Source organism: Pseudomonas sp. WOUb67 (assembly GCF_050058005.1).
GTDB lineage: Bacteria > Pseudomonadota > Gammaproteobacteria > Pseudomonadales > Pseudomonadaceae > Aquipseudomonas > Aquipseudomonas putida_R.
The window spans coordinates 6,118,642-6,137,601 of record NZ_CP170112.1; the positions used below are offsets into that span (position 1 = coordinate 6,118,642).

At 62.9% G+C, this 18,960-nt stretch carries 18 protein-coding genes; 11 read left to right on the top strand and 7 right to left on the bottom strand.

From position 1 onward, the window contains the following. The first annotated feature begins 129 nt into the window (after positions 1-129). From ABOC32_RS27060 to ABOC32_RS27075, 4 genes are all read left to right on the top strand, one after another. A complete protein-coding gene (locus ABOC32_RS27060) occupies positions 130-1,506 on the top strand; it encodes an L-serine ammonia-lyase (RefSeq protein ID WP_426809535.1) in 1,377 nt (458 codons plus the stop codon). Between the two features lie 27 nt (positions 1,507-1,533). Further along, the gene (gcvT, locus tag ABOC32_RS27065) at positions 1,534-2,655 is read left to right on the top strand and encodes a glycine cleavage system aminomethyltransferase GcvT (RefSeq protein WP_426809536.1); all 1,122 of its coding nucleotides are present in this window, start codon (positions 1,534-1,536) and stop codon (positions 2,653-2,655) included. Positions 2,656-3,013: 358 nt separating this feature from the next. After that, a complete protein-coding gene (locus ABOC32_RS27070; RefSeq protein ID WP_181129515.1) occupies positions 3,014-3,226 on the top strand; it encodes a cold-shock protein in 213 nt (70 codons plus the stop codon). Positions 3,227-3,323: 97 nt separating this feature from the next. Then, positions 3,324-3,812 (top strand): RDD family protein, encoded by a 489-nt coding sequence (locus tag ABOC32_RS27075; protein WP_043196867.1) that lies wholly within the window; start codon positions 3,324-3,326, stop codon positions 3,810-3,812. Positions 3,813-4,024: 212 nt separating this feature from the next. Here ABOC32_RS27075 and lptG read toward each other — a convergent pair whose 3' ends face one another. Both lptG and lptF read right to left on the bottom strand, forming a co-directional pair. Continuing rightward, positions 4,025-5,086, bottom strand: a complete 1,062-nt coding sequence (gene lptG, locus ABOC32_RS27080) for an LPS export ABC transporter permease LptG (RefSeq protein WP_426809537.1) — start codon at positions 5,084-5,086, stop codon at positions 4,025-4,027. Then, entirely contained in the window at positions 5,079-6,194 is a 1,116-nt protein-coding gene (lptF, locus tag ABOC32_RS27085) for an LPS export ABC transporter permease LptF (RefSeq protein WP_426809538.1), read from the bottom strand. The genes lptG and lptF overlap by 8 nt, the downstream gene beginning before the upstream one ends. Positions 6,195-6,495: 301 nt before the next feature. Here lptF and ABOC32_RS27090 point away from each other — a divergent pair, with 301 nt between their 5' ends. The 5 genes from ABOC32_RS27090 to rlmF all read left to right on the top strand — a co-directional run bounded on the left by ABOC32_RS27090 (position 6,496) and on the right by rlmF (position 12,939). After that, a complete protein-coding gene (locus ABOC32_RS27090; protein WP_426809539.1) occupies positions 6,496-7,989 on the top strand; it encodes a leucyl aminopeptidase in 1,494 nt (497 codons plus the stop codon). A gap of 50 nt (positions 7,990-8,039) precedes the next feature. Continuing rightward, the gene (locus tag ABOC32_RS27095; RefSeq protein ID WP_016501310.1) at positions 8,040-8,468 is read left to right on the top strand and encodes a DNA polymerase III subunit chi; all 429 of its coding nucleotides are present in this window, start codon (positions 8,040-8,042) and stop codon (positions 8,466-8,468) included. 5 nt (positions 8,469-8,473) lie between these two features. Next, positions 8,474-8,839 carry a DNA polymerase III subunit chi gene (locus ABOC32_RS27100; protein ID WP_426809540.1) on the top strand — a complete coding sequence of 122 codons (366 nt, stop codon included), beginning with the start codon at positions 8,474-8,476 and terminating at the stop codon, positions 8,837-8,839. A gap of 185 nt (positions 8,840-9,024) precedes the next feature. Beyond that, positions 9,025-11,871, top strand: a complete 2,847-nt coding sequence (locus ABOC32_RS27105; protein ID WP_426809541.1) for a valine--tRNA ligase — start codon at positions 9,025-9,027, stop codon at positions 11,869-11,871. Between the two features lie 117 nt (positions 11,872-11,988). Then, positions 11,989-12,939 carry a 23S rRNA (adenine(1618)-N(6))-methyltransferase RlmF gene (gene rlmF, locus ABOC32_RS27110; protein WP_426809542.1) on the top strand — a complete coding sequence of 317 codons (951 nt, stop codon included), beginning with the start codon at positions 11,989-11,991 and terminating at the stop codon, positions 12,937-12,939. 50 nt (positions 12,940-12,989) lie between these two features. Here rlmF and ABOC32_RS27115 read toward each other — a convergent pair whose 3' ends face one another. Beyond that, positions 12,990-13,271, bottom strand: coding sequence for an HU family DNA-binding protein (locus ABOC32_RS27115; protein ID WP_003255106.1), 282 nt, complete (start codon positions 13,269-13,271; stop codon positions 12,990-12,992). Between the two features lie 370 nt (positions 13,272-13,641). Here ABOC32_RS27115 and yejK point away from each other — a divergent pair, with 370 nt between their 5' ends. After that, complete coding sequence (gene yejK / locus ABOC32_RS27120) at positions 13,642-14,649, top strand: nucleoid-associated protein YejK (protein WP_426809543.1); 1,008 nt, start codon at positions 13,642-13,644, stop codon at positions 14,647-14,649. Here yejK and ABOC32_RS27125 read toward each other — a convergent pair. The 4 genes from ABOC32_RS27125 to ABOC32_RS27140 all read right to left on the bottom strand — a co-directional run bounded on the left by ABOC32_RS27125 (position 14,609) and on the right by ABOC32_RS27140 (position 17,529). Next, positions 14,609-14,938: a GIY-YIG nuclease family protein gene (locus tag ABOC32_RS27125; protein ID WP_234227419.1), complete on the bottom strand. Its 330-nt coding sequence runs from the start codon at positions 14,936-14,938 to the stop codon at positions 14,609-14,611. The genes yejK and ABOC32_RS27125 overlap by 41 nt on opposite strands. Then, positions 14,931-15,407 carry a nuclear transport factor 2 family protein gene (locus ABOC32_RS27130; protein WP_426809544.1) on the bottom strand — a complete coding sequence of 159 codons (477 nt, stop codon included), beginning with the start codon at positions 15,405-15,407 and terminating at the stop codon, positions 14,931-14,933. Before ABOC32_RS27130 ends, ABOC32_RS27125 begins: the two co-directional genes overlap by 8 nt. Before the next feature lie 177 nt (positions 15,408-15,584). Beyond that, a complete protein-coding gene (locus ABOC32_RS27135) occupies positions 15,585-16,865 on the bottom strand; it encodes a CynX/NimT family MFS transporter (protein WP_426809545.1) in 1,281 nt (426 codons plus the stop codon). 13 nt (positions 16,866-16,878) lie between these two features. Continuing rightward, positions 16,879-17,529: a FadR/GntR family transcriptional regulator gene (locus ABOC32_RS27140; RefSeq protein WP_426809546.1), complete on the bottom strand. Its 651-nt coding sequence runs from the start codon at positions 17,527-17,529 to the stop codon at positions 16,879-16,881. 139 nt (positions 17,530-17,668) lie between these two features. Between ABOC32_RS27140 and ABOC32_RS27145 the strand changes: the two genes are divergently transcribed. Then, positions 17,669-18,853 (top strand): alkaline phosphatase family protein, encoded by a 1,185-nt coding sequence (locus ABOC32_RS27145; protein WP_426809547.1) that lies wholly within the window; start codon positions 17,669-17,671, stop codon positions 18,851-18,853. Positions 18,854-18,960 lie beyond the last annotated feature (107 nt).

An 18,960-nucleotide genomic window follows, 5' to 3' on the forward strand; every position in this document is an offset into this window, starting at 1 on the left:
CTTCATCGCCGGCAAGCCAGCTCCCACAAGGTCCCCACTGCTCCCAAGGCTTGTGCAGTACCTGTGGGAGCTGGCTTGCCGGCGATCGAGTGCGCAGCACTCGCCTTTACCCTCGGGAGGGAAAGAGCAATGTCACTGAGCGTCTTCGACCTGTTCAAGATCGGCATCGGCCCCTCCAGCTCCCACACGGTCGGCCCGATGCGCGCCGCCGCGCGGTTCGCCGAAGGCCTGCGCCGCGACGGCCTGCTGGCCAGCACGGTTAGCGTCAAGGCCGAGCTGTATGGCTCGCTGGGCGCCACCGGCAAAGGCCACGGCAGTGACAAGGCCGTGCTGCTGGGTTTTGAAGGTGAACACCCCGACACCGTCGACACCGAAACCATCCCCGCTCGCCTGCAGGCCATCCGCGACAGCGGCCACATCAACCTGCTGGGCGAACAGCGCATTGCGTTCATCGAAAAGCAGCACCTGGCGATGATCCGCAAGCCGCTGGCCTACCACCCCAACGGCATGATCTTCCGCGCCTTCGACGACGCCGGATTGCAAATCCGCAGCCGCGAGTACTACTCGGTGGGCGGTGGTTTCGTGGTTGATGAGGACGCCGCCGGCCACGACCGCATCGTCGAGGACAGCACCGTGCTGCCCTACCCGTTCAAGACCGCCAAGGAACTGCTTGGCCACTGCACCATGCAGAACCTGTCGGTAAGCCAGGTGATGCTGGCCAACGAGGCCGCCTGGCGACCGGAGGCGCAGACCCGCGCCGGGCTGCTGCGTATCTGGCAGGTGATGCAGGACTGTGTCGAAGCCGGCTGCCAGCATGAAGGCATCCTGCCGGGCGGGCTCAAGGTCAAGCGGCGGGCGCCAGCCCTGTACCGCCAGCTGAGCCGCCACCCGGAGGCCAGCCTGCGCGATGCGTTGTCGGTGCTGGACTGGGTCAACCTCTACGCCCTGGCGGTGAACGAGGAAAACGCCAATGGCGGGCGTGTGGTTACCGCGCCCACCAACGGCGCGGCGGGCATCGTCCCGGCGGTGCTGCACTACTACATGCGCTTTGTGCCGGGCGCCAGCGACGACGGGGTGGTGCGTTTTCTGCTCACCGCCGCGGCAATCGGCATCCTGTACAAGGAAAACGCCTCCATTTCCGGTGCCGAAGTGGGCTGCCAGGGCGAGGTCGGCGTGGCCTGTTCGATGGCCGCCGGGGCGCTGTGCGAAGTGATGGGGGGCAGCGTGCAACAGGTGGAGAACGCTGCCGAAATCGGCATGGAACACAACCTGGGCCTGACCTGCGACCCGATCGGCGGGCTGGTCCAGGTGCCCTGCATCGAGCGCAACGCCATGGGCTCGGTGAAGGCCATCAACGCGGTGCGCATGGCCTTGCGCGGCGACGGCCAGCACTTCGTGTCGCTCGACAAGGTCATCCGCACCATGCGCCAGACCGGCGCCGACATGAAAAGCAAATACAAGGAGACCGCCCGCGGCGGTCTTGCCGTCAACATCATCGAATGTTGACCCAACAATAAAACCAAGGAGTCACCGATGTCCGAAACACTGCTCAAGACCCCACTGCACGCCCTGCACCTGGAACTGGGTGCGCGCATGGTGCCGTTTGCCGGCTACGACATGCCGGTGCAGTACCCGCTGGGCGTGCTCAAGGAACACCTGCACACCCGCGAGCAGGCCGGCCTGTTCGATGTCTCGCACATGGGCCAGATCATCCTGCGCGGTGCCGAGGCCGCCAAGGCCCTGGAAAGCCTGGTGCCGGTGGATATCATCGACCTGCCGGTGGGCATGCAGCGCTATGCCATGTTCACCAATGAACAAGGCGGCATCCTTGACGACCTGATGGTGGCCAACCTGGGCGACGACACCCTGTTCCTGGTGGTCAACGCCGCCTGCAAGGACCAGGACCTGGCCCACCTGCAAACGCACATCGGCAGCCGTTGCGAGGTGCAGCCATTGTTCGAGCAGCGTGCCCTGCTCGCCCTGCAAGGGCCGGCAGCGGTCAAGGTGCTGGAGCGCCTGGCCCCGGAAGTGGCCGGCATGACCTTCATGCAGTTCCGCCCGGTAAAACTGCTGGGTGAAGACTGCTTCGTCAGCCGCTCGGGCTACACCGGCGAAGACGGCTACGAAATTTCGGTGCCGGCGGACGCTGCCGACGCCCTGGCCCGCCACCTGCTGGCCCAGCCCGAAGTCCAGCCTATCGGCCTGGGCGCGCGCGACTCGCTGCGCCTGGAAGCCGGCCTGTGCCTGTATGGCCATGACATGAATACCGAGACCACCCCGATCGAGGCCAGCCTGCTGTGGGCGATTTCCAAGGTGCGCCGTGCCGACGGTGCTCGTGCGGCCGGCTTCCCGGGCGCCGAAGCGATCTTTGCCCACCAGCGCGACGGTGTGGCGCGCAAACGTGTCGGCCTGTTGCCGCAGGAGCGCACGCCAGTACGTGAAGGCGCGGATATTGTCGATGCAAACGATAAGCCGGTAGGTAAAGTGTGCAGCGGTGGCTTTGGCCCGACACTCGGCGCACCTGTCGCAATGGGTTATATCGATAGTGAACATGCTGCACTCGACACCGCACTGTTTGCCGTGGTGCGCGGCAAGAAGGTTGCCTTGAAAGTCAGCAAAATGCCTTTCGTGGCGCAACGTTACTACCGTGGTTGAAACGGCTTTGTGAAGGTTCTGGGCAGGTGCGACATATTCGTTTTCGAACCTGCCCAATAACTTTTGAACATGGCGCCAGGCCAGGCGCCATGCCGTTTCCGACAAATTGGTCGGTTATCGGCAAGCGGCCGATTTTCCATACGACCAAGGGCTTGTTTTTTTCTCGGCAGTTGTCGTAGAGTCACTGCACTGTGTTTGCATGGGTCGCAACAGTTCGTGACCTGGGCCAGTAGCCGCAATCTGCTACAACCCGTTCGACGTCTCTTACTTTCCTGCAACCCAGCCCAGTAATCTTTCGCTTACAAACAAGTGCGAAAGTAACTGTCATAAAAATTTAAGTTTCATAGGAATTAAGACAATGTCCCAGCGTCAGAACGGTACCGTCAAGTGGTTCAATGACGAAAAAGGTTACGGCTTCATCACCCCAGAGAGCGGTCCGGATCTGTTCGTGCACTTCCGCGCCATTCAAGGCAACGGCTTCAAGAGCCTGAAAGAAGGCCAGAAAGTGACCTTCGTCGCTGTACAAGGCCAAAAAGGCATGCAGGCTGACGAAGTCCAGGCAGAAGGCTGATACTTCTAAAAAAAGAGCCCCTGCGTTGACGCGCAGGGGCTTTTTTTTGCTTGCAATTCCATAGAATGAGCCTTTTCCCCTCTGGAGCTGCCAAGCGATGCCCAAGCCACACCTTCTGCCACAGGGTGACTTCCCCGCCGCTGGCCTCGGCCGACGACTGGCCGCGATGTTCTACGACTTCCTGCTTTGTACTGCGCTGCTGATCGTCACCGCCGGTGCTTACAAACTGATCCAGATGGCGATCATCGGCGAAGCGCGCATGCGCGAACTGACCGAAGCCGGCGCACTGGATGGCGACCCGCTATTGTCGACGGTGCTGCTGTTCGCCTTGTTCGGCTTCTTTGCCAAGTTCTGGACCCATGGCGGGCAGACACTGGGCATGCAGGTGTGGGGCGTGCGTGTGCAGAACGCCGACGGTTCGGCCATCAGCCTGTGGCAGGCATTGTTGCGCTTCGTAGTGTCGATTGCCTCCTGGCTGTGCCTGGGGCTGGGTTTTTTCTGGGTGCTGATCGACAAGCGCAAGCGTGGCTGGCATGACATCTATTCGGAAACCCAGCTGGTGCGGGTGCCGAAGCAGAAGAAATAACTCCAAGGTGAGCACAAGCTTCAAGACAGCCACTGTATCTGTAGGAGCAGCCTTGTGCTGCGAAGAGGCCATCACAGCCAAGGAAAATCTTCAGCCATACCGGCCCTTTCGCAGCACAAGGCTGCTCCTACAGGTCGTGTACAAGCCTGAAGTCAGAATTGAGCCAACAAAAAGCCGACCCCAGGGTCGGCTTTTTGGTGCAGCTCAGGCCACTACCCTGCCCGGCGCAACAACCACACACCCGCCAGCGCACAGATGCCAGCCGGGATCACCACCGCCAGCAGCGGCGGGAAGCCGAACACCTGGCTCGAAGGCCCCAGCAGGTCCTGGGCGATGCGGAACACGAAGCCCACCAGTACACCGGTGAACACGCGCTGGCCAAGGGTTACCGAGCGCAGCGGGCCGAAGATGAAGGAAATCGCCATCAGCACCAGCGCCGCGGTAACCATCGGCTGCAGCACCTTGGTCCAGAACGCCAACCAGTAACGGGCGTTGTTCAGGCCCTGGTCGGACAGGTAGTGGATGTAATCCCACAACCCGGTAATGGACAGCGACTCCGGCGCCAGGATCACCGTATTGAGCAGTTCCGGCGTGAGCGAAACGTCCCAGCGCTCCTGCGGTGCGCTGATGACTTCGGTGTGGTCGCCACGGAAGTAGGTGGTGCGCACGTCGGCGAGCAACCAGTGGTCATTCTGGTACTGCGCGCGGCGGGCAAAGCTCGAAGTGACGATCTTGCGCTCGCTGTCGAAGCGGTAACGGGTCACACCCAGCAGCAGGCCGTTGGGCTGCACGGCGTTGATGTGCACGTACTCTTCACCCTGACGGTGCCACATGCCGCGCTTGGAGCTTTGCGCCTCACCACCGCCCTGGGCCAGGGAACGGTCGGCCTGGGCCTTGTTCTCGGTCACCGGCGCCACGTATTCGCCGATCAGCAGGCCGACCAGCATCAGCACCAGCATTGGCTTCATCACCGCCCAGACGATGCGGCCGATGGACACCCCGGCCGCACGCATGATGGTCAGTTCGCTGCTGCTGGCCAGGCTGCCCAGGCCGATCAGGCAGCCGATCAAGGCGGCCATCGGCAGCATGTCGTACAGCCGCCGAGGTGCGGTGAGCATGACGAAGTTGCCAGCCTCCATCACCGTGTAGGTGTCACTCAGGTCGCTCATCTCGTCGATGAAGGCGAACAGCGAGGCCAGGCCGAGGATGATGCCCAGCACGGCCAGGATGGCCAGCAGTACGCTCTGGCCGATGTAGCGGTCCAGCTTACCCATGGGCCACCTCCGCACGACGGGCGGCGCGCTTGAGGCGCATCGGTTCCCAGTACAACAGGCCGAGGCCGATCAGCAGGAACAGGCCGTGGACCCACCACATGCCCAGGCCAATCGGCAATTTGCCCTTCTCGAGGGCGCCGCGTACGGAAATCAGCATTGTCAGGTAGGCCATGTACAAGAGAATTGCCGGCAGCAGCTTGAGGAAGCGGCCCTGGCGGGGGTTGACCCGGGACAGCGGTACCGCCAGCAGGGTAACGACGAATACCAGGATCGGCAGCGACAGCCGCCATTGCAGCTCGGCACGCTCTCGCAGGCCGTCCTTGCCGATCAGCTCGGACGTGGGGATGGCTTCGCGCTCGGTGACTTCCTCGGCGACTTCCGGTTTGGGTAGCAGCACACCATAAGTGTCGTACTTGATCGCGCGGTAGTCGGCCTGGCCCGGGTTACCGTCATAGCGATAGCCGTTTTCCAGCACCAGGTAGCGGTTGCCGTCGGCCTGGATCTCCTGGTGACCTTTTTCAGCGACCAGTACCGACGGGGCGCGGTCCTTGGTCTTGTCCTGGTTGAAGCGCTTCTCGGAGATGAACACCCCGGCCAGGTTGACGCGGTCGTCCGACAGCTGCTCGGTGTAGGTGACCCGCGAGCCGTCACGCAAGGTCTGGAAGCGGCCCGGCACCAAGGTGTCGAACTCGGTCAGCGTGTCCTGCTGGGCAATGATCTGCTGCACCTGGGCCACGCCCAGCGGTGCCAGGCTGAGGCTCAGCCAGGCCACCAGCAGGGCGACCAGCGCCGCCGGCGCCATGGTCAGCCCCAACAGGCGCTGCTGGCTCATGCCGGTTGCGGACAGCACGGTCATCTCGCTTTCCAGGTACAGCCGCCCGTACGCCAGGAGAATGCCGAGGAACAGCCCCAGAGGCAGGATCAGTTGCAGGAAACCCGGCAGCCGGAAGCCCATGATCATGAACAGCACGCCCGGGTCGAGCACGCCCTGGGCCGCCTGGGCCAGATACTTGATGAAGCGCCCGCTCATGATGATCACCAGCAGCACAGCGCTGACGGCGCTCAAGGTCACCAGGACCTCGCGGGACAGATAACGAAAGACGATCAAACCAGACACTCCTGGGTTGTCAGGGCGGACTGCCATGCAATGGCGCCAAACAATGACTTAGTACAGCCAAGACCAATGCCGGTTCGCCAACGGCGAACCTCCATGTAAAGTGCGCGCATTATCCTGTGATTGACCGCGCCTGTCACTTGGCCGCGCATGAAGGCGCATAACGGGGTTGTCAGCACGCTTGCCGCAGGCTCAAACTGGCAGCTTTTCCGCTGGCGCGCGACTGTGCCGCCAGCCCCGTCCAGAGCGCTGGAACACACAGCGCCATTCGTATCGATCATTCGGGGACCCTGACATGGAACTGGTTGTAAAAAGCGTAGCTGCTGCATCCGTAAAAACCGCCACCCTGGTCATTCCGGTAGGTGAAAACCGCAAGCTCGGCGCTGTTGCCAAGGCTGTCGACCTGGCCAGCGAAGGTGCCATCAGCGCTGTGCTCAAGCGCGGCGACCTGGCTGGCAAGCCAGGCCAGACCCTGCTGCTGCAGAACCTGCAGGGCCTGAAAGCCGAGCGCGTGCTGCTGGTAGGCAGCGGCAAGGACGAAGCCCTGGGCGACCGCACCTGGCGCAAACTGGTCGCCAGCGTGGCCGGCGTGCTCAAGGGTCTGAACGGCGCCGATGCAGTGCTGGCCCTGGACGATGTCGCGGTCAACAACCGCGATGCACACTACGGCAAATACCGCCTGCTGGCCGAAACCCTGCTCGACGGCGAGTACGTGTTCGACCGCTTCAAGAGCCAGAAGGTCGAGCCACGCGCCCTGAAAAAAGTCACCCTGCTGGCCGACAAGGCCGGCCAGGCCGAGGTCGAGCGCGCCGTCAAGCACGCCAGCGCCATTGCCACCGGCATGGCCTTCACCCGCGACCTGGGCAACCTGCCGCCTAACCTGTGCCACCCAAGCTTCCTCGCCGAACAGGCCAAGGAAATGGGCAAGGCGCACAAGGGGCTGAAGGTCGAGGTGCTGGACGAGAAGAAGATCAAGGACCTGGGCATGGGCGCGTTCTACGCCGTGGGCCAGGGCAGCGACCAGCCACCGCGCCTGATCGTGCTCAACTACCAGGGCGGCAAGAAGGCTGACAAGCCGTTCGTGCTGGTGGGCAAGGGCATCACCTTCGATACCGGCGGCATCAGCCTCAAGCCAGGCGCCGGCATGGACGAAATGAAGTACGACATGTGCGGTGCTGCCAGCGTGTTCGGCACCCTGCGTGCGGTGCTCGAACTGCAACTGCCGGTCAACCTGGTGTGCCTGCTGGCCTGCGCCGAGAACATGCCAAGCGGCGGCGCCACCCGCCCGGGTGACATCGTCACCACCATGAGCGGCCAGACCGTGGAAATCCTCAACACCGACGCCGAAGGCCGCCTGGTGCTGTGCGACACCCTGACCTACGCCGAGCGCTTCAAGCCGCAGGCGGTGATCGACATCGCCACCCTGACCGGCGCCTGCATCGTCGCCCTGGGCAGCCACACCACTGGCCTGATGGGCAACAACGACGACCTGGTCGGCCAGTTGCTCGACGCCGGCAAGCGCGCCGACGACCGTGCCTGGCAACTGCCGCTGTTCGATGAATACCAGGAGCAGCTGGACAGCCCGTTCGCCGACATGGGCAACATCGGCGGGCCGAAGGCCGGCACCATCACCGCAGGCTGCTTCCTGTCGCGCTTCGCCAAGGCCTACAACTGGGCGCACATGGACATCGCCGGTACCGCCTGGGTCAGTGGTGGCAAGGACAAGGGCGCCACCGGCCGCCCGGTGCCCCTGCTGACCCAGTACCTGCTGGACCGCGCTGGCGCCTGACGCCGTGAGGCCGGTGGTGCCCTGCGCACCGCCGGCCGGCGATTACCACCATGAGCAAAGTCGACTTTTATATCTTGCCCACCGACTCGCTGTCGGCGCGGCTCGATTTCGCCTGCAAACTGTGCGAAAAGGCCTGGCGCCTCGGCCACCGGGTCTATCTGCATTGCCAGGACGAAGAACAGCGCAGCGAGCTGGACCTGCGTCTGTGGCGCTTCAAGGGCGAGGCCTTCGTGCCCCACGACCTGGCCGAGCTGCATGCCGATGCCGGCGTGGCCCTTGGCCTGGCTGACAACGCGGGCGATCACCGCGACCTGCTGATCAACCTGGGGGCCGGCGTGCCGGGCTTCGTCGGCCAGTTCGAGCGGGTGGCCGAAATCGTGGTGGAAGAGCCTGGCATCCGCCAATCAGCCCGTGAGCGATTCCGTTTCTACCGCGAACAGGGCTATGCTCTGCAAGACCACCGCTTACAGCGACTTTGATGACGATGGACAAGCCCTCCCCTTTGCCCGACTCCGCCCATCTGCTCGATGACCTCGAGTCGATCCGCCAGCTGCTTGGCGACGCCGACCTGCAACCGCCGCTGCTGACCGAGACGGTGGAGCAGATCCCGTTGCTGCTGGAAGAACCTGCCGGTAACCCTGTACCCGACGGCAAGCCGATCGCTGTCGAGCCCGAGGAAGACTCGCAGACACGCCGCCAGGACACCCTGCTGCACCTTGAAAGCGAGCTGCGTGCAGCGGCGCAGATGATCATGCAGGACGTGATCAACGACTTCACCCCGCATATCGAGAACGAGATCAAGCGCCGCCTGGATGCGCGGATCGAGCGGCTAATCAAGCGCACCGAGTGATATTCCGGAGCCGCTTTGCGGCTCATTCGCGGCACAAGGCCGCTCCTACAGGCACCGCGATCCCTGTAGGAGCGGCCTTGTGCCGCGAATGGGCTGCAAAGCAGCCCCAGCGGCTGTCGCCTCAACACCCCAGCTTGGTTATACTTCCCGGCTTTCCCGAATAAATGCACAGGGTCCCGCCGCGCATGGATAAGACCTACCAGCCGCACGCCATCGAAACTTCCTGGTACAACACCTGGGAGTCCGAGAACTATTTCGCCCCACAAGGTGCAGGCGAGTCCTACACCATCATGATCCCGCCGCCGAACGTGACCGGCAGCCTGCACATGGGCCACGGGTTCAACAACGCGATCATGGACGCCCTGATCCGTTTCCGCCGCATGCAAGGCCGCGACACCCTGTGGCAGCCAGGTACCGACCACGCCGGTATCGCCACCCAGATGCTGGTCGAGCGCCAGCTTGAAGCCAAGGGCCAGAACCGGCACGACCTGGGCCGCGAGAAGTTCCTGGAAAAAGTCTGGGAATGGAAGGACCAGTCCGGTGGCAACATCAGCCGCCAGATCCGCCGCCTGGGCTCGTCGGTAGACTGGAGCCGCGAGCGTTTCACCATGGATGACGGCCTGTCCGAAGCGGTCAAGGAAGCCTTCGTGCGCCTGCATGAAGACGGCCTGATCTACCGCGGCAAGCGCCTGGTCAACTGGGACACCAAGCTGCACACGGCCATCTCCGACCTCGAAGTGGAAAACCACGACGAGAAAGGCCACCTGTGGAACCTGCGCTACCCGCTGGCCGACGGCGCCAAGACCGCCGAGGGCCTGGACTACCTGGTGGTTGCCACCACCCGTCCGGAAACCCTGCTGGGTGACGCGGCCGTTGCGGTCAACCCGACCGACGAACGCTACCAGGCGCTGATCGGCAAGTTCGTCGAACTGCCGCTGGTTGGCCGTCGTATTCCGATCATCGCCGATGACTACTGCGACCCTGAGTTCGGTACCGGCTGCGTGAAGATCACCCCGGCTCACGACTTCAACGACTACGAAGTCGGCAAGCGCCACAACCTGCCGCTGCTGAACATCTTCGACAAGAACGCCTTCGTGCTGGCCAGCGCCCAAGCCTTCAACCTCGACGGCAGCATCAACGAGCAGGTCGACACCCGCCTGCCGGCCCAGTACGCCAACCTCGACCGCTTCGTCGCGCGCAAGCAGATCGTTGCCGACCTGGACGCCCAGGGCCTGCTGGTGAGCATCGACGACCACGCCCTGAAGGTGCCGAAAGGCGACCGTTCGGGCACCGTCATCGAGCCGTGGCTGACCGACCAGTGGTACGTCTCCACCAAGCCGCTGGCAGAACCTGCCATCGCTGCCGTGGAAGATGGCCGCATCCAGTTCGTGCCCAAGCAGTACGAGAACATGTACTTCTCCTGGATGCGTGACATCCAGGACTGGTGCATCAGCCGCCAGCTGTGGTGGGGCCACCGCATCCCGGCGTGGTACGACGAGGCCGGCCAGGTCTACGTTGGCCGCGACGAGGCAGAAGTGCGTGCCAAGCACAACCTGGGCGCCGACGTGGCCCTGCGCCAGGACGACGACGTACTCGACACCTGGTTCAGCTCGGGCCTGTGGACCTTCTCCACCCTGGGCTGGCCGGAACAGACCGAGTTCCTCAAGAAGTTCCACTCCACCGATGTGCTGGTAACCGGCTTCGACATCATCTTCTTCTGGGTTGCGCGCATGATCATGCTGACCATGCACCTGATCAAGAACGAAGACGGCACCCCGCAAGTCCCGTTCAAGACCGTGTACGTGCACGGCCTGGTACGTGACGGCCAGGGCCAGAAGATGTCCAAGTCCAAGGGCAACGTCCTCGACCCGCTGGACATCGTCGACGGCATTACCCTCGACGCCCTGCTGGAAAAACGCACCAGCGGCATGATGCAGCCCAAGCTTGCCGAGAAGATCGCCAAGCAGACCAAGGCCGAGTTCCCCGAAGGTATTGCCAGCTACGGCACCGACGCCCTGCGCTTCACCTTCTGCTCGCTGGCCTCCACAGGCCGCGACATCAAGTTCGACATGGGCCGCGTCGAAGGCTACCGCAACTTCTGCAACAAGATCTGGAACGCCGCCCGCTACGTGCTGGACAAGGGCGAAGACTGTGGCCAGAACGGCGAAGCCTACGAGCTGTCGCTGGCTGACCGCTGGATCATCTCGCAGCTGCAGCGCACCGAAGCCGAAGTGACCCGCCAGCTGGAGCAGTTCCGCTTCGACCTGGCCAGCCAGGCGCTGTACGAGTTCATCTGGAACCAGTACTGCGACTGGTACCTGGAGCTGTCCAAGCCGGTACTGTGGGACGAAAACGCCCCGGTCGAGCGCGCCCGCGGCACCCGCCGCACCCTGGTGCGCGTGCTGGAAGTGGCGCTGCGCCTGGCGCACCCGTTCATGCCGTTCATTACCGAAGAAATCTGGCAGCGCATCGCGCCGCTGGCCGGTATCGAAGGCAAGACCATCATGCTGCAGGCGTGGCCGGTGGCCAATGAAGCCCGCATCGACGTGGCTGCCGAAGGCGACATCGAGTGGCTGAAGGAATTGATGGTCGGCCTGCGCAATATCCGCGCCGAAATGAACATCGGCCCAGGCAAGCCGCTGCCGCTGTTCCTGAAAAACGCCAACGCCGACGACCAGCGTCGCCTGCACGAAAACGAAGCGCTGCTGAAGAAGCTGGCCAAGGTCGAGTCGTTCACCGTGCTTGGCGATGCCGACGAAGCGCCGCTGTCGGCCACTGCCCTGGTCGGTGACCTGCAAGTGCTGGTGCCAATGGCCGGTCTGATCGACAAGGATGCCGAGCTGGCGCGCCTGAACAAGGAAATCCAGCGCCTGCAAGGCGAAGTCGCGCGCGTGGGTGGCAAGCTGTCCAACGCCGCCTTCGTCGACAAGGCACCGCCTGCGGTGATCGAGAAGGAACGCGCCAAGCTGGCCGAGTCCGAACAGGCCCTGGCCAACTTCACCGAGCAGCATGCGCGGATTGCAGCGCTGTAACCAAAAGTGAAGCCATAGCGGGCTGCTTCGCAGCCCATCGCCGGCAAGCCAGCTCCCACAGGAAAGCGCTGTACCTGTGGGAGCTGGCTTGCCGGCGATGCTTTTCAGGACTCAACCATGACCGAAAAACCCACCCTGCACCCGCGCAACCGCCACCAGGGCCGTTACGACTTCCCCAGCCTGATCAAGGCCCACCCTGACCTGGCGCGCTTCACCATCACCAACCCCCACGGCAAACCCAGCATCGACTTCGCCAACCCCGAAGCCGTGCGGGTGTTCAACCGTGCCCTGCTCAAGGCCCAGTACGGCATCCAGCACTGGGACATCCCCGCCGATTACCTGTGCCCGCCCATTCCCGGTCGCGCCGACTACATCCACGCGGCCGCCGACCTGCTGGCCGACGACAATGCCGGTGAGGTGCCCAAAGGCGCCCAGGTGCGTGCGCTGGATATCGGCGTTGGCGCCAACTGCATCTACCCGCTGCTGGGCTACAGCGACTACCGCTGGCGCTTCCTCGGCTCGGACATCGACCCCGTGGCTCTGGCCTCGGCCAAGGCCATCGTCCAGGCCAATGGCCTGGGCAAGGCCATCACCCTGCGCCAGCAGGCCAACCGCGCGCACATCCTCAGCGGCCTGCTGCAGGAAGACGAGCGCTTCGACCTGACCCTGTGCAACCCGCCCTTCCACGCCTCGCGTGAGGAAGCCACCCGTGGCAGCCAGCGCAAGTGGAAAAACCTCGGCAAGCAGGACCCCAAGCGCAAGCTGCCGGTGCTGAACTTCGGGGGCCAGAACAATGAATTGTGGTGCGAAGGCGGCGAAATCCGCTTTGTCACCCAACTGGTTGGCGAAAGCGTGCAGTACGCCAAACAGGTGCTGTGGTTCACCAGCCTGGTGTCCAAGGCCAGCAACCTGCCGGGGATCGAGGCCGCGTTGAAAAAGGCCGGCGCCAAGGCCGTGCGCATCATCGAGATGGGCCAGGGGCAGAAACAGAGCCGCATGGTCGCCTGGAGCTTCCAGGACGACGCCGCGCGCCAGGCCTGGCACGCCCAGCGTAAATCACAGGCATGAAAAAACCGCGCCCGGGCAAGCCGGGCGCGGTTTCGTCAAAGCTTCAACAATTACTTGTTGATGGCGTCGGTCAGCACTTTGGCTGGAACGAACTTGACGACTTTCTTGGCAGCGATTTCGATGGCAGCGCCAGTCGAAGGGTTGCGGCCGGTACGGGCAGGACGCTCGGAGACTTTCAGCTTGCCGATGCCTGGCAGAGTGATTTCAGCGCCGTTTTCCAGTTGGTCGGCAACGATCTGGCCCAGTTGCTCCAGAGCGTTTTTAGCGGTGGCTTTTGGCGCGGCGATCGATTCGGCGATGTCGGCAATCAGTTGGTCTTTGGTCAATGCCATGGTGATGTTCCTTCCCTATCAAATTCGATGGTTATGCAGCGAACTACGACGTTATCGGGCCAGCCCCTTACAGTGGAGGGCCGCGCCAATCGCGTATGTAGATACGTAAATCGGCGTTTGGTTCGACACGACGACAGCACGCTGCCAGCAATGCGCCACACGAGGGGCGCAAGACCGCGCAAAACTACCACAGGAATGGATAAATATCCGCTGCGCACTTCGATTTAATGCAGGTTTTTCGGGGGTTTTAGCCTAAAACGCGCAAAACTGAACAAAAAACGAACAACCGACATATCTGCCAACATACGGCCACTGCATCACCTTGTGTCTAGGGTAAACTTGACGCCTTTTGCAGCTCGCCGAGAATCCCATGCCAATCCGTCATTGCATCGTTCACCTGATCGACAAAAAGCCCGATGGCAGCCCTGCTGTACTGCATGCCCGCGACGCTGAGCTGGCCGCTTCCGACGCCATCGAAAACCTGCTGGCAGACCTCAACGACAGTTACAACGCCAAGCAGGGCAAGGCCTGGGGTTTTTTTCACAGTGAGTCCGGGGCCTACCCGCTGAGTGGCTGGCTGAAGCAGTACCTGGACGAGGAAAAGGACTTTACCGCCTTCAGCCGCGTGGCGGTGGAGCACCTGCAAAAGCTGATGGAAGAGTCCAACCTGTCCACCGGTGGCCACACCCTGTTTGCCCACTACCAGCAAGGCATGACCGAGTACCTGGCAATTGCCCTGCTGCACCACAGCGAAGGCGTGGCGGTGAACGCCGAGCTTGATGTGACTCCCTCGCGCCACCTCGACCTTGGCCAGCTGCACCTGGCAGCGCGCATCAACCTGTCGGAGTGGAAGAACAACAAGGGCTCCAAGCAGTACATTTCGTTCATCAAGGGCAAGAACGGCAAAAAGGTTTCGGACTATTTCCGCGACTTCATCGGCTGCCAGGAAGGCGTTGACGGCCCGGGAGAAACCCGCACCCTGCTCAAGGCTTTCAGCGACTTCGTCGAGAGCGAGGACTTGCCCGAAGAGTCCGCCCGCGAAAAAACCCAGACCCTGGTCGAGTACGCGACTAGCCAGACCAAAATGGGCGAGCCGGTGACCCTGGAAGAACTGTCCAGCCTGATCGACGAGGACCGGCCCAAGGCGTTCTACGACCATATCCGCAACAAGGATTACGGCCTGTCGCCGGAAATCCCCGCAGACAAACGCACCCTCAACCAGTTCCGCCGCTTCACCGGGCGTGCCGAGGGGCTCTCGATCAGCTTCGAGGCGCACTTGCTGGGCGACAAGGTGGAGTATGACGAAGAGGCGGGCACCCTGATCATCAAGGGCCTGCCTACAACCCTGGTGGATCAGCTGAAGCGGCGCAAGGACTGATACCCCCAAGGCCGCTGAAGGAGGCCACCAGCGCCTCCTTTGCCGACTTGCGCAGCCGCTTGACCAGGCGCTCCTGGCGCAACGCCTCGCCTTTGTCCGGCCATTGCTCCACATACACCAGCGCCTGGGCCGGGCTGGTCTTGAAGTAACGCGCGCCCTGCCCTTTCTGATGCGCGGTAAACCGGCGCTGCGGGTCATCACTGATGCCGCAGTACAGCGAGCCATTGGCGGCCCTTACCAGGTAGACATACCAGGGTTTGCCAACAACCGTTTCGACGACATCACTCACCCTGGGCCTGCTGGAATGCGCGTAGTCCCTTGAATGCCTGCAGGCGCACCTTGTTCTGCACCAGTGGCGACCAGCCCAGCAACATACCTGGCACACCCAGCGCCTGCCGCGACCAGCGCCACAGGTCGAAGGTATCGTCATGCTGGCAGATCAGCCCATCGCGAATCACAAAACGGGCCTGGATGTCGTTGACCACAATACGGCCGGTCTGGCTGAACAGGTAGGTCGCCACCCAGTACGCACCGCCACTGCGCTCGTCGGCGCGAACGCTGTCGAACGTCAGGGTGAAGTTTTTGGCGCGGGCAGTGAGCATCCGCCACATGTCGCCCGCATCCTTGCCGCGCAGGGTGCCGAAAGCCGGGTCGCTGAAAACGATATCGTCGCTGTAGCAGGCCACCATGGCCTCGGCGTCCAGGCGCTGGAAGGCCTGGTAGAAGCGGGTGATCAGGTCGCGGTTGGCGTCACTCATGGGGCAGGTCCGTCCTGGGGTGGAAAGCAGCACGATAATCTGCCCCGGTGGCTTACGCCAGTGCCGGCCCTATCGCCGGCAAGCCAGCTCCCACAAGAAGCTCACGGCTCCGAAGGTTGTGGTTTCCTTGTGGGAGCTGGCTTGCCGGCGATAGGGCCAGTGTTGCCGACAGCAGCTTTAGACTTTTTCGCTGGTCACCTGCACATGCAAAGCCCGCCCGGCACCCAGCCCGAACACGATTGCACCTACCCCCAGCACGGCAAAGATCCACCCCACTGCCGCCCAGCCACCGGTCAGGTCATGCACCAGGCCCACCGCAAACGGCCCCATCGACGCCAGGGTGTAACCTACGCCCTGGGCCATGCTCGACAGGTTCGCCGCCACATGGGCATCTTTCGAGCGCAGCACGATCAAGGTCAGCGCCAGGGCAAAGGTTCCGCCCTGCCCCAGGCCCAGCACCACGGCCCATCCCCACAGCCCGGACACCGGTGCATACAGGCAACCGAAAAGGCCCGCCAGGGTAATCAGCATGACCAGCACGATCGCCAGCCGCTGGTCCTTGCCGCGGGTGGCCAGCCAGGGCGCACTCAGCGAGCTGACCAGCTGAACGATCACCGACCCCGACAACACCAGGCCCGCCTCGGTCGGGCTCAGGCCGCGACCGATGAGGATCGATGGCAACCAGCCGAACACGATGTAAGCCAGCGATGACTGCAGGCCCATGTAAAGGGTCACCTGCCAGGCCAGCGGGTCACGCCACAGGCCACGCACGCGATAGGCCACCTTGTGCAGGCCATGCCCTTGGCGAGCCTGCGGCAGCCACACCAGCATCGCCAGCAATGCCGGCAGCATCCAGAAGCCCAACCCCACTGCCCAGCTCCCATCGAAATGACGAGCCAAAGGAACAGTAGCCCCTGCCGCCATGGCCGCGCCCAGGCACAACGCCATGGTGTACACACCGGTCAACGTGCCAGCGTGCTGGGGAAAGTCGCGCTTGACGATACCTGGCAACAATACGCCGATGATGCCGATGCTGGCCCCCGCCATCAGGCTGCCAAGGAACACCCCGGTGGCCCCAAAGGTGCTTCGCACCACGATGCCCAGCGCCAGGGTGACGAGGATGCCGAGGATTACCCGCTCGCTGCCAAAACGCCGCGCCAGCACAGGCGCCAAGGGGGCAAAAAGGCCAAGGCAGAGCACCGGCAAGGTGGTCAGCAACCCGGCCTGGGAGGCACTCAGCCCCAGGCCCTCGGACACCTGCCCCAGCACCGGCGCCATGCTCGACAACGCAGGGCGCAGGTTCAATGCCACCAGCACCAGGCCAAGCAGCAACAGCCAGGGCCGCCGCAACACCACAGGCTGTTGCTGCACCTGCTCGTCGTCCGCTTCAGCGTCGATCAGCAGCTCATCGAGGTCCCGCTCGTTGCGCGGGGTGTTACGGGTGATGGATTCAGCCATGGCCTTCTCGGAGTCAGGATTCGATGAGGGTACGGCTCAGGCGCTTGGCCCGCTCCGCATCACGTTGTTCGATGGCGTCGAGGATCTGCCCATGCAGATCGAACGTGGCCTGGCAACGGGGCACGGTCGCCATGTTGTGCTGCAGCGCGGCAGCCACCACCCCGGAAAAGTACCGATACAGCTCGCTCAAAGCCGGGTTGTGGGCGGCATCGACCAGCCGCTGGTGAAACACCAGGTCACACGCCACATAGGCATCGACATTCCCGTGAAAGTGCCCGGCACTGCCGGCCAGGGCATCACGCAGCGCTTGCAGGTCGGCATCGGTACGGCGCAACGCCGCCAGGCCAATGGCTTCGGCTTCGAGGATATGGCGGGTTTCACGGGCCTGCTCGGGAGTGCAGCGGGACATTGCCTGCACCGCCTGCAATGGGTCCTGGGCCGTGCGCAGGTAGCTGCCGTCGCCCTGGCGGATTTCCACCAGGCCACTGAACGCCAGCACGCGCATGGCCTCGCGCACGGTGTTGCGGCTGATGCCCAGCTGAAGGGCCAGTTCCGGCTCGGTGGGCAAACGCTGGCCGACTTGCCAGTCGCCCAACACGATGCGCTCGCGCATGCGCTCCACGGCCATTTCGACCAGGGAACGCTTGGTCAACTCGGTGCTCATCTTACTCAACCAATCATCCGATGAATTTGCCCAGCTTACTGGATGCCCGGCAACCCTGCAAACCACCTGGTAATTCTGCCAGTTGTGAACACACCCCTTTGTTGCAACGCTCGTGGCGTACTTTCAAGGATGTACCTACATGCGACTAGCGAGCCTGCTGTTTGTGCTGTTTCTGGCCCTGCTCCCGGGTTGTGACCCCGCGAAACACCCGAGCCGCCCCAAAGCCTTGTTCATTGGCCTCGACGGCGTGCAGCTGGCGCAATACTTAAGTTTGGGCGACGCCACCAATCTGAAACAAAGGCTGTACTACGGCAAGGCCTACGCCGGGGGGATCAATGGTAAATCCAGCGAGCAACCTACCTTGAGCGGCCCCGGCTGGGCCACCTTGCTGACGGGCGTGTGGAGCAACAAGCATGGCGTTGACTCGGACGCCGACTCGCTACGAATAAACCCGGCGTTTCCGAGCCTGTTCAAGCGGCTACGCCAGGCCTTGCCCAATGCCTACCTCTCCAGCATCGTCAACTGGCCTTCCATCAACACGGCATTTCTGCTGGAGGACGCCCATGGCGCCGACGTCCGCGAAAGTGGTTTGTCGGATGAGCAGGTGATCGAGCGAACGTTGCAGGTGCTAGGCAACACTCCCGCTGACTTTACCTTCATTCAACTGGACGAACCTGACCAGATCGGCCATGACAACGGTTACGGCGACCGCTATGAGCAGGCATTGCGCAAGGCCGACAGCGAGATCGGGCGGTTATTGGACAAGGTAGATCAGCGGCGTCGCATGTTCCCGCAGGAAGACTGGCTGGTAATCATCAGCACAGACCACGGCCGGGACTATTGGGGGAAAGGCCATGGCAGCGCTTCGGAGCAGGAAAAGAGCATCTTCATTGCCAGCAACAAACCGTTGAATCAGGAGCTGACCGAGCTGAGCATTCCTGCGGAAATGCCTGGGCCTGACAACCTGTACGGCCTTCCCGCGCAGACTTCGGTAGCACCCACCGTGCTACGCCACATGGGCCTGACGCTGCAGCCGGAATGGCTACTGGATGGCACGCCTTTGCTGGGTAAAACCGGTGCGCGCAAGGCGCGGGCCGATGAAAACAAGGGGCGGTTACGCTGGAACAGCAATGCCAATGGCTACCTGACGATTCTGAAGAACGGGCATGTGGTGGCACAGGTACCGGCCAGGGACGGGCAATGGACTGATCCGCAGGGGATGGAGAAGCAGAACGATTACGTGCTGGTGCTTGATGACACCCCGACGGCGGTGCGCAACCGGCCAGCGGCCAAGGCGTTTGTCATTGAAGAGAGCAGCTATTAAACCGTGCAGGAGCAGCCCTGCGTCGATTTCAAGGTTAACAAAGGCCCTGTAGGAGCAGCCTTGTGCTGCGAAGAGGCCATTGCAGCCAAAGAAAGTCTCTTGCCTTA

Bases quoted from the DNA above. Each gene is read 5' to 3' on its own strand.
- ABOC32_RS27060 (WP_426809535.1), top strand. From the start codon at position 130: ATGTCACTGAGCGTCTTCGACCTGTTCAAGATCGGCATCGGCCCCTCC.
- gcvT (WP_426809536.1), top strand. From the start codon at position 1,534: ATGTCCGAAACACTGCTCAAGACCCCACTGCACGCCCTGCACCTGGAA.
- ABOC32_RS27070 (WP_181129515.1), top strand. From the start codon at position 3,014: ATGTCCCAGCGTCAGAACGGTACCGTCAAGTGGTTCAATGACGAAAAA.
- ABOC32_RS27075 (WP_043196867.1), top strand. From the start codon at position 3,324: ATGCCCAAGCCACACCTTCTGCCACAGGGTGACTTCCCCGCCGCTGGC.
- lptG (WP_426809537.1), bottom strand. From the start codon at position 5,086: ATGGGTAAGCTGGACCGCTACATCGGCCAGAGCGTACTGCTGGCCATC.
- ABOC32_RS27090 (WP_426809539.1), top strand. From the start codon at position 6,496: ATGGAACTGGTTGTAAAAAGCGTAGCTGCTGCATCCGTAAAAACCGCC.
- ABOC32_RS27095 (WP_016501310.1), top strand. From the start codon at position 8,040: ATGAGCAAAGTCGACTTTTATATCTTGCCCACCGACTCGCTGTCGGCG.
- ABOC32_RS27100 (WP_426809540.1), top strand. From the start codon at position 8,474: ATGGACAAGCCCTCCCCTTTGCCCGACTCCGCCCATCTGCTCGATGAC.
- ABOC32_RS27105 (WP_426809541.1), top strand. From the start codon at position 9,025: ATGGATAAGACCTACCAGCCGCACGCCATCGAAACTTCCTGGTACAAC.
- rlmF (WP_426809542.1), top strand. From the start codon at position 11,989: ATGACCGAAAAACCCACCCTGCACCCGCGCAACCGCCACCAGGGCCGT.
- ABOC32_RS27115 (WP_003255106.1), bottom strand. From the start codon at position 13,271: ATGGCATTGACCAAAGACCAACTGATTGCCGACATCGCCGAATCGATC.
- yejK (WP_426809543.1), top strand. From the start codon at position 13,642: ATGCCAATCCGTCATTGCATCGTTCACCTGATCGACAAAAAGCCCGAT.
- ABOC32_RS27130 (WP_426809544.1), bottom strand. From the start codon at position 15,407: ATGAGTGACGCCAACCGCGACCTGATCACCCGCTTCTACCAGGCCTTC.
- ABOC32_RS27135 (WP_426809545.1), bottom strand. From the start codon at position 16,865: ATGGCTGAATCCATCACCCGTAACACCCCGCGCAACGAGCGGGACCTC.
- ABOC32_RS27140 (WP_426809546.1), bottom strand. From the start codon at position 17,529: ATGAGCACCGAGTTGACCAAGCGTTCCCTGGTCGAAATGGCCGTGGAG.
- ABOC32_RS27145 (WP_426809547.1), top strand. From the start codon at position 17,669: ATGCGACTAGCGAGCCTGCTGTTTGTGCTGTTTCTGGCCCTGCTCCCG.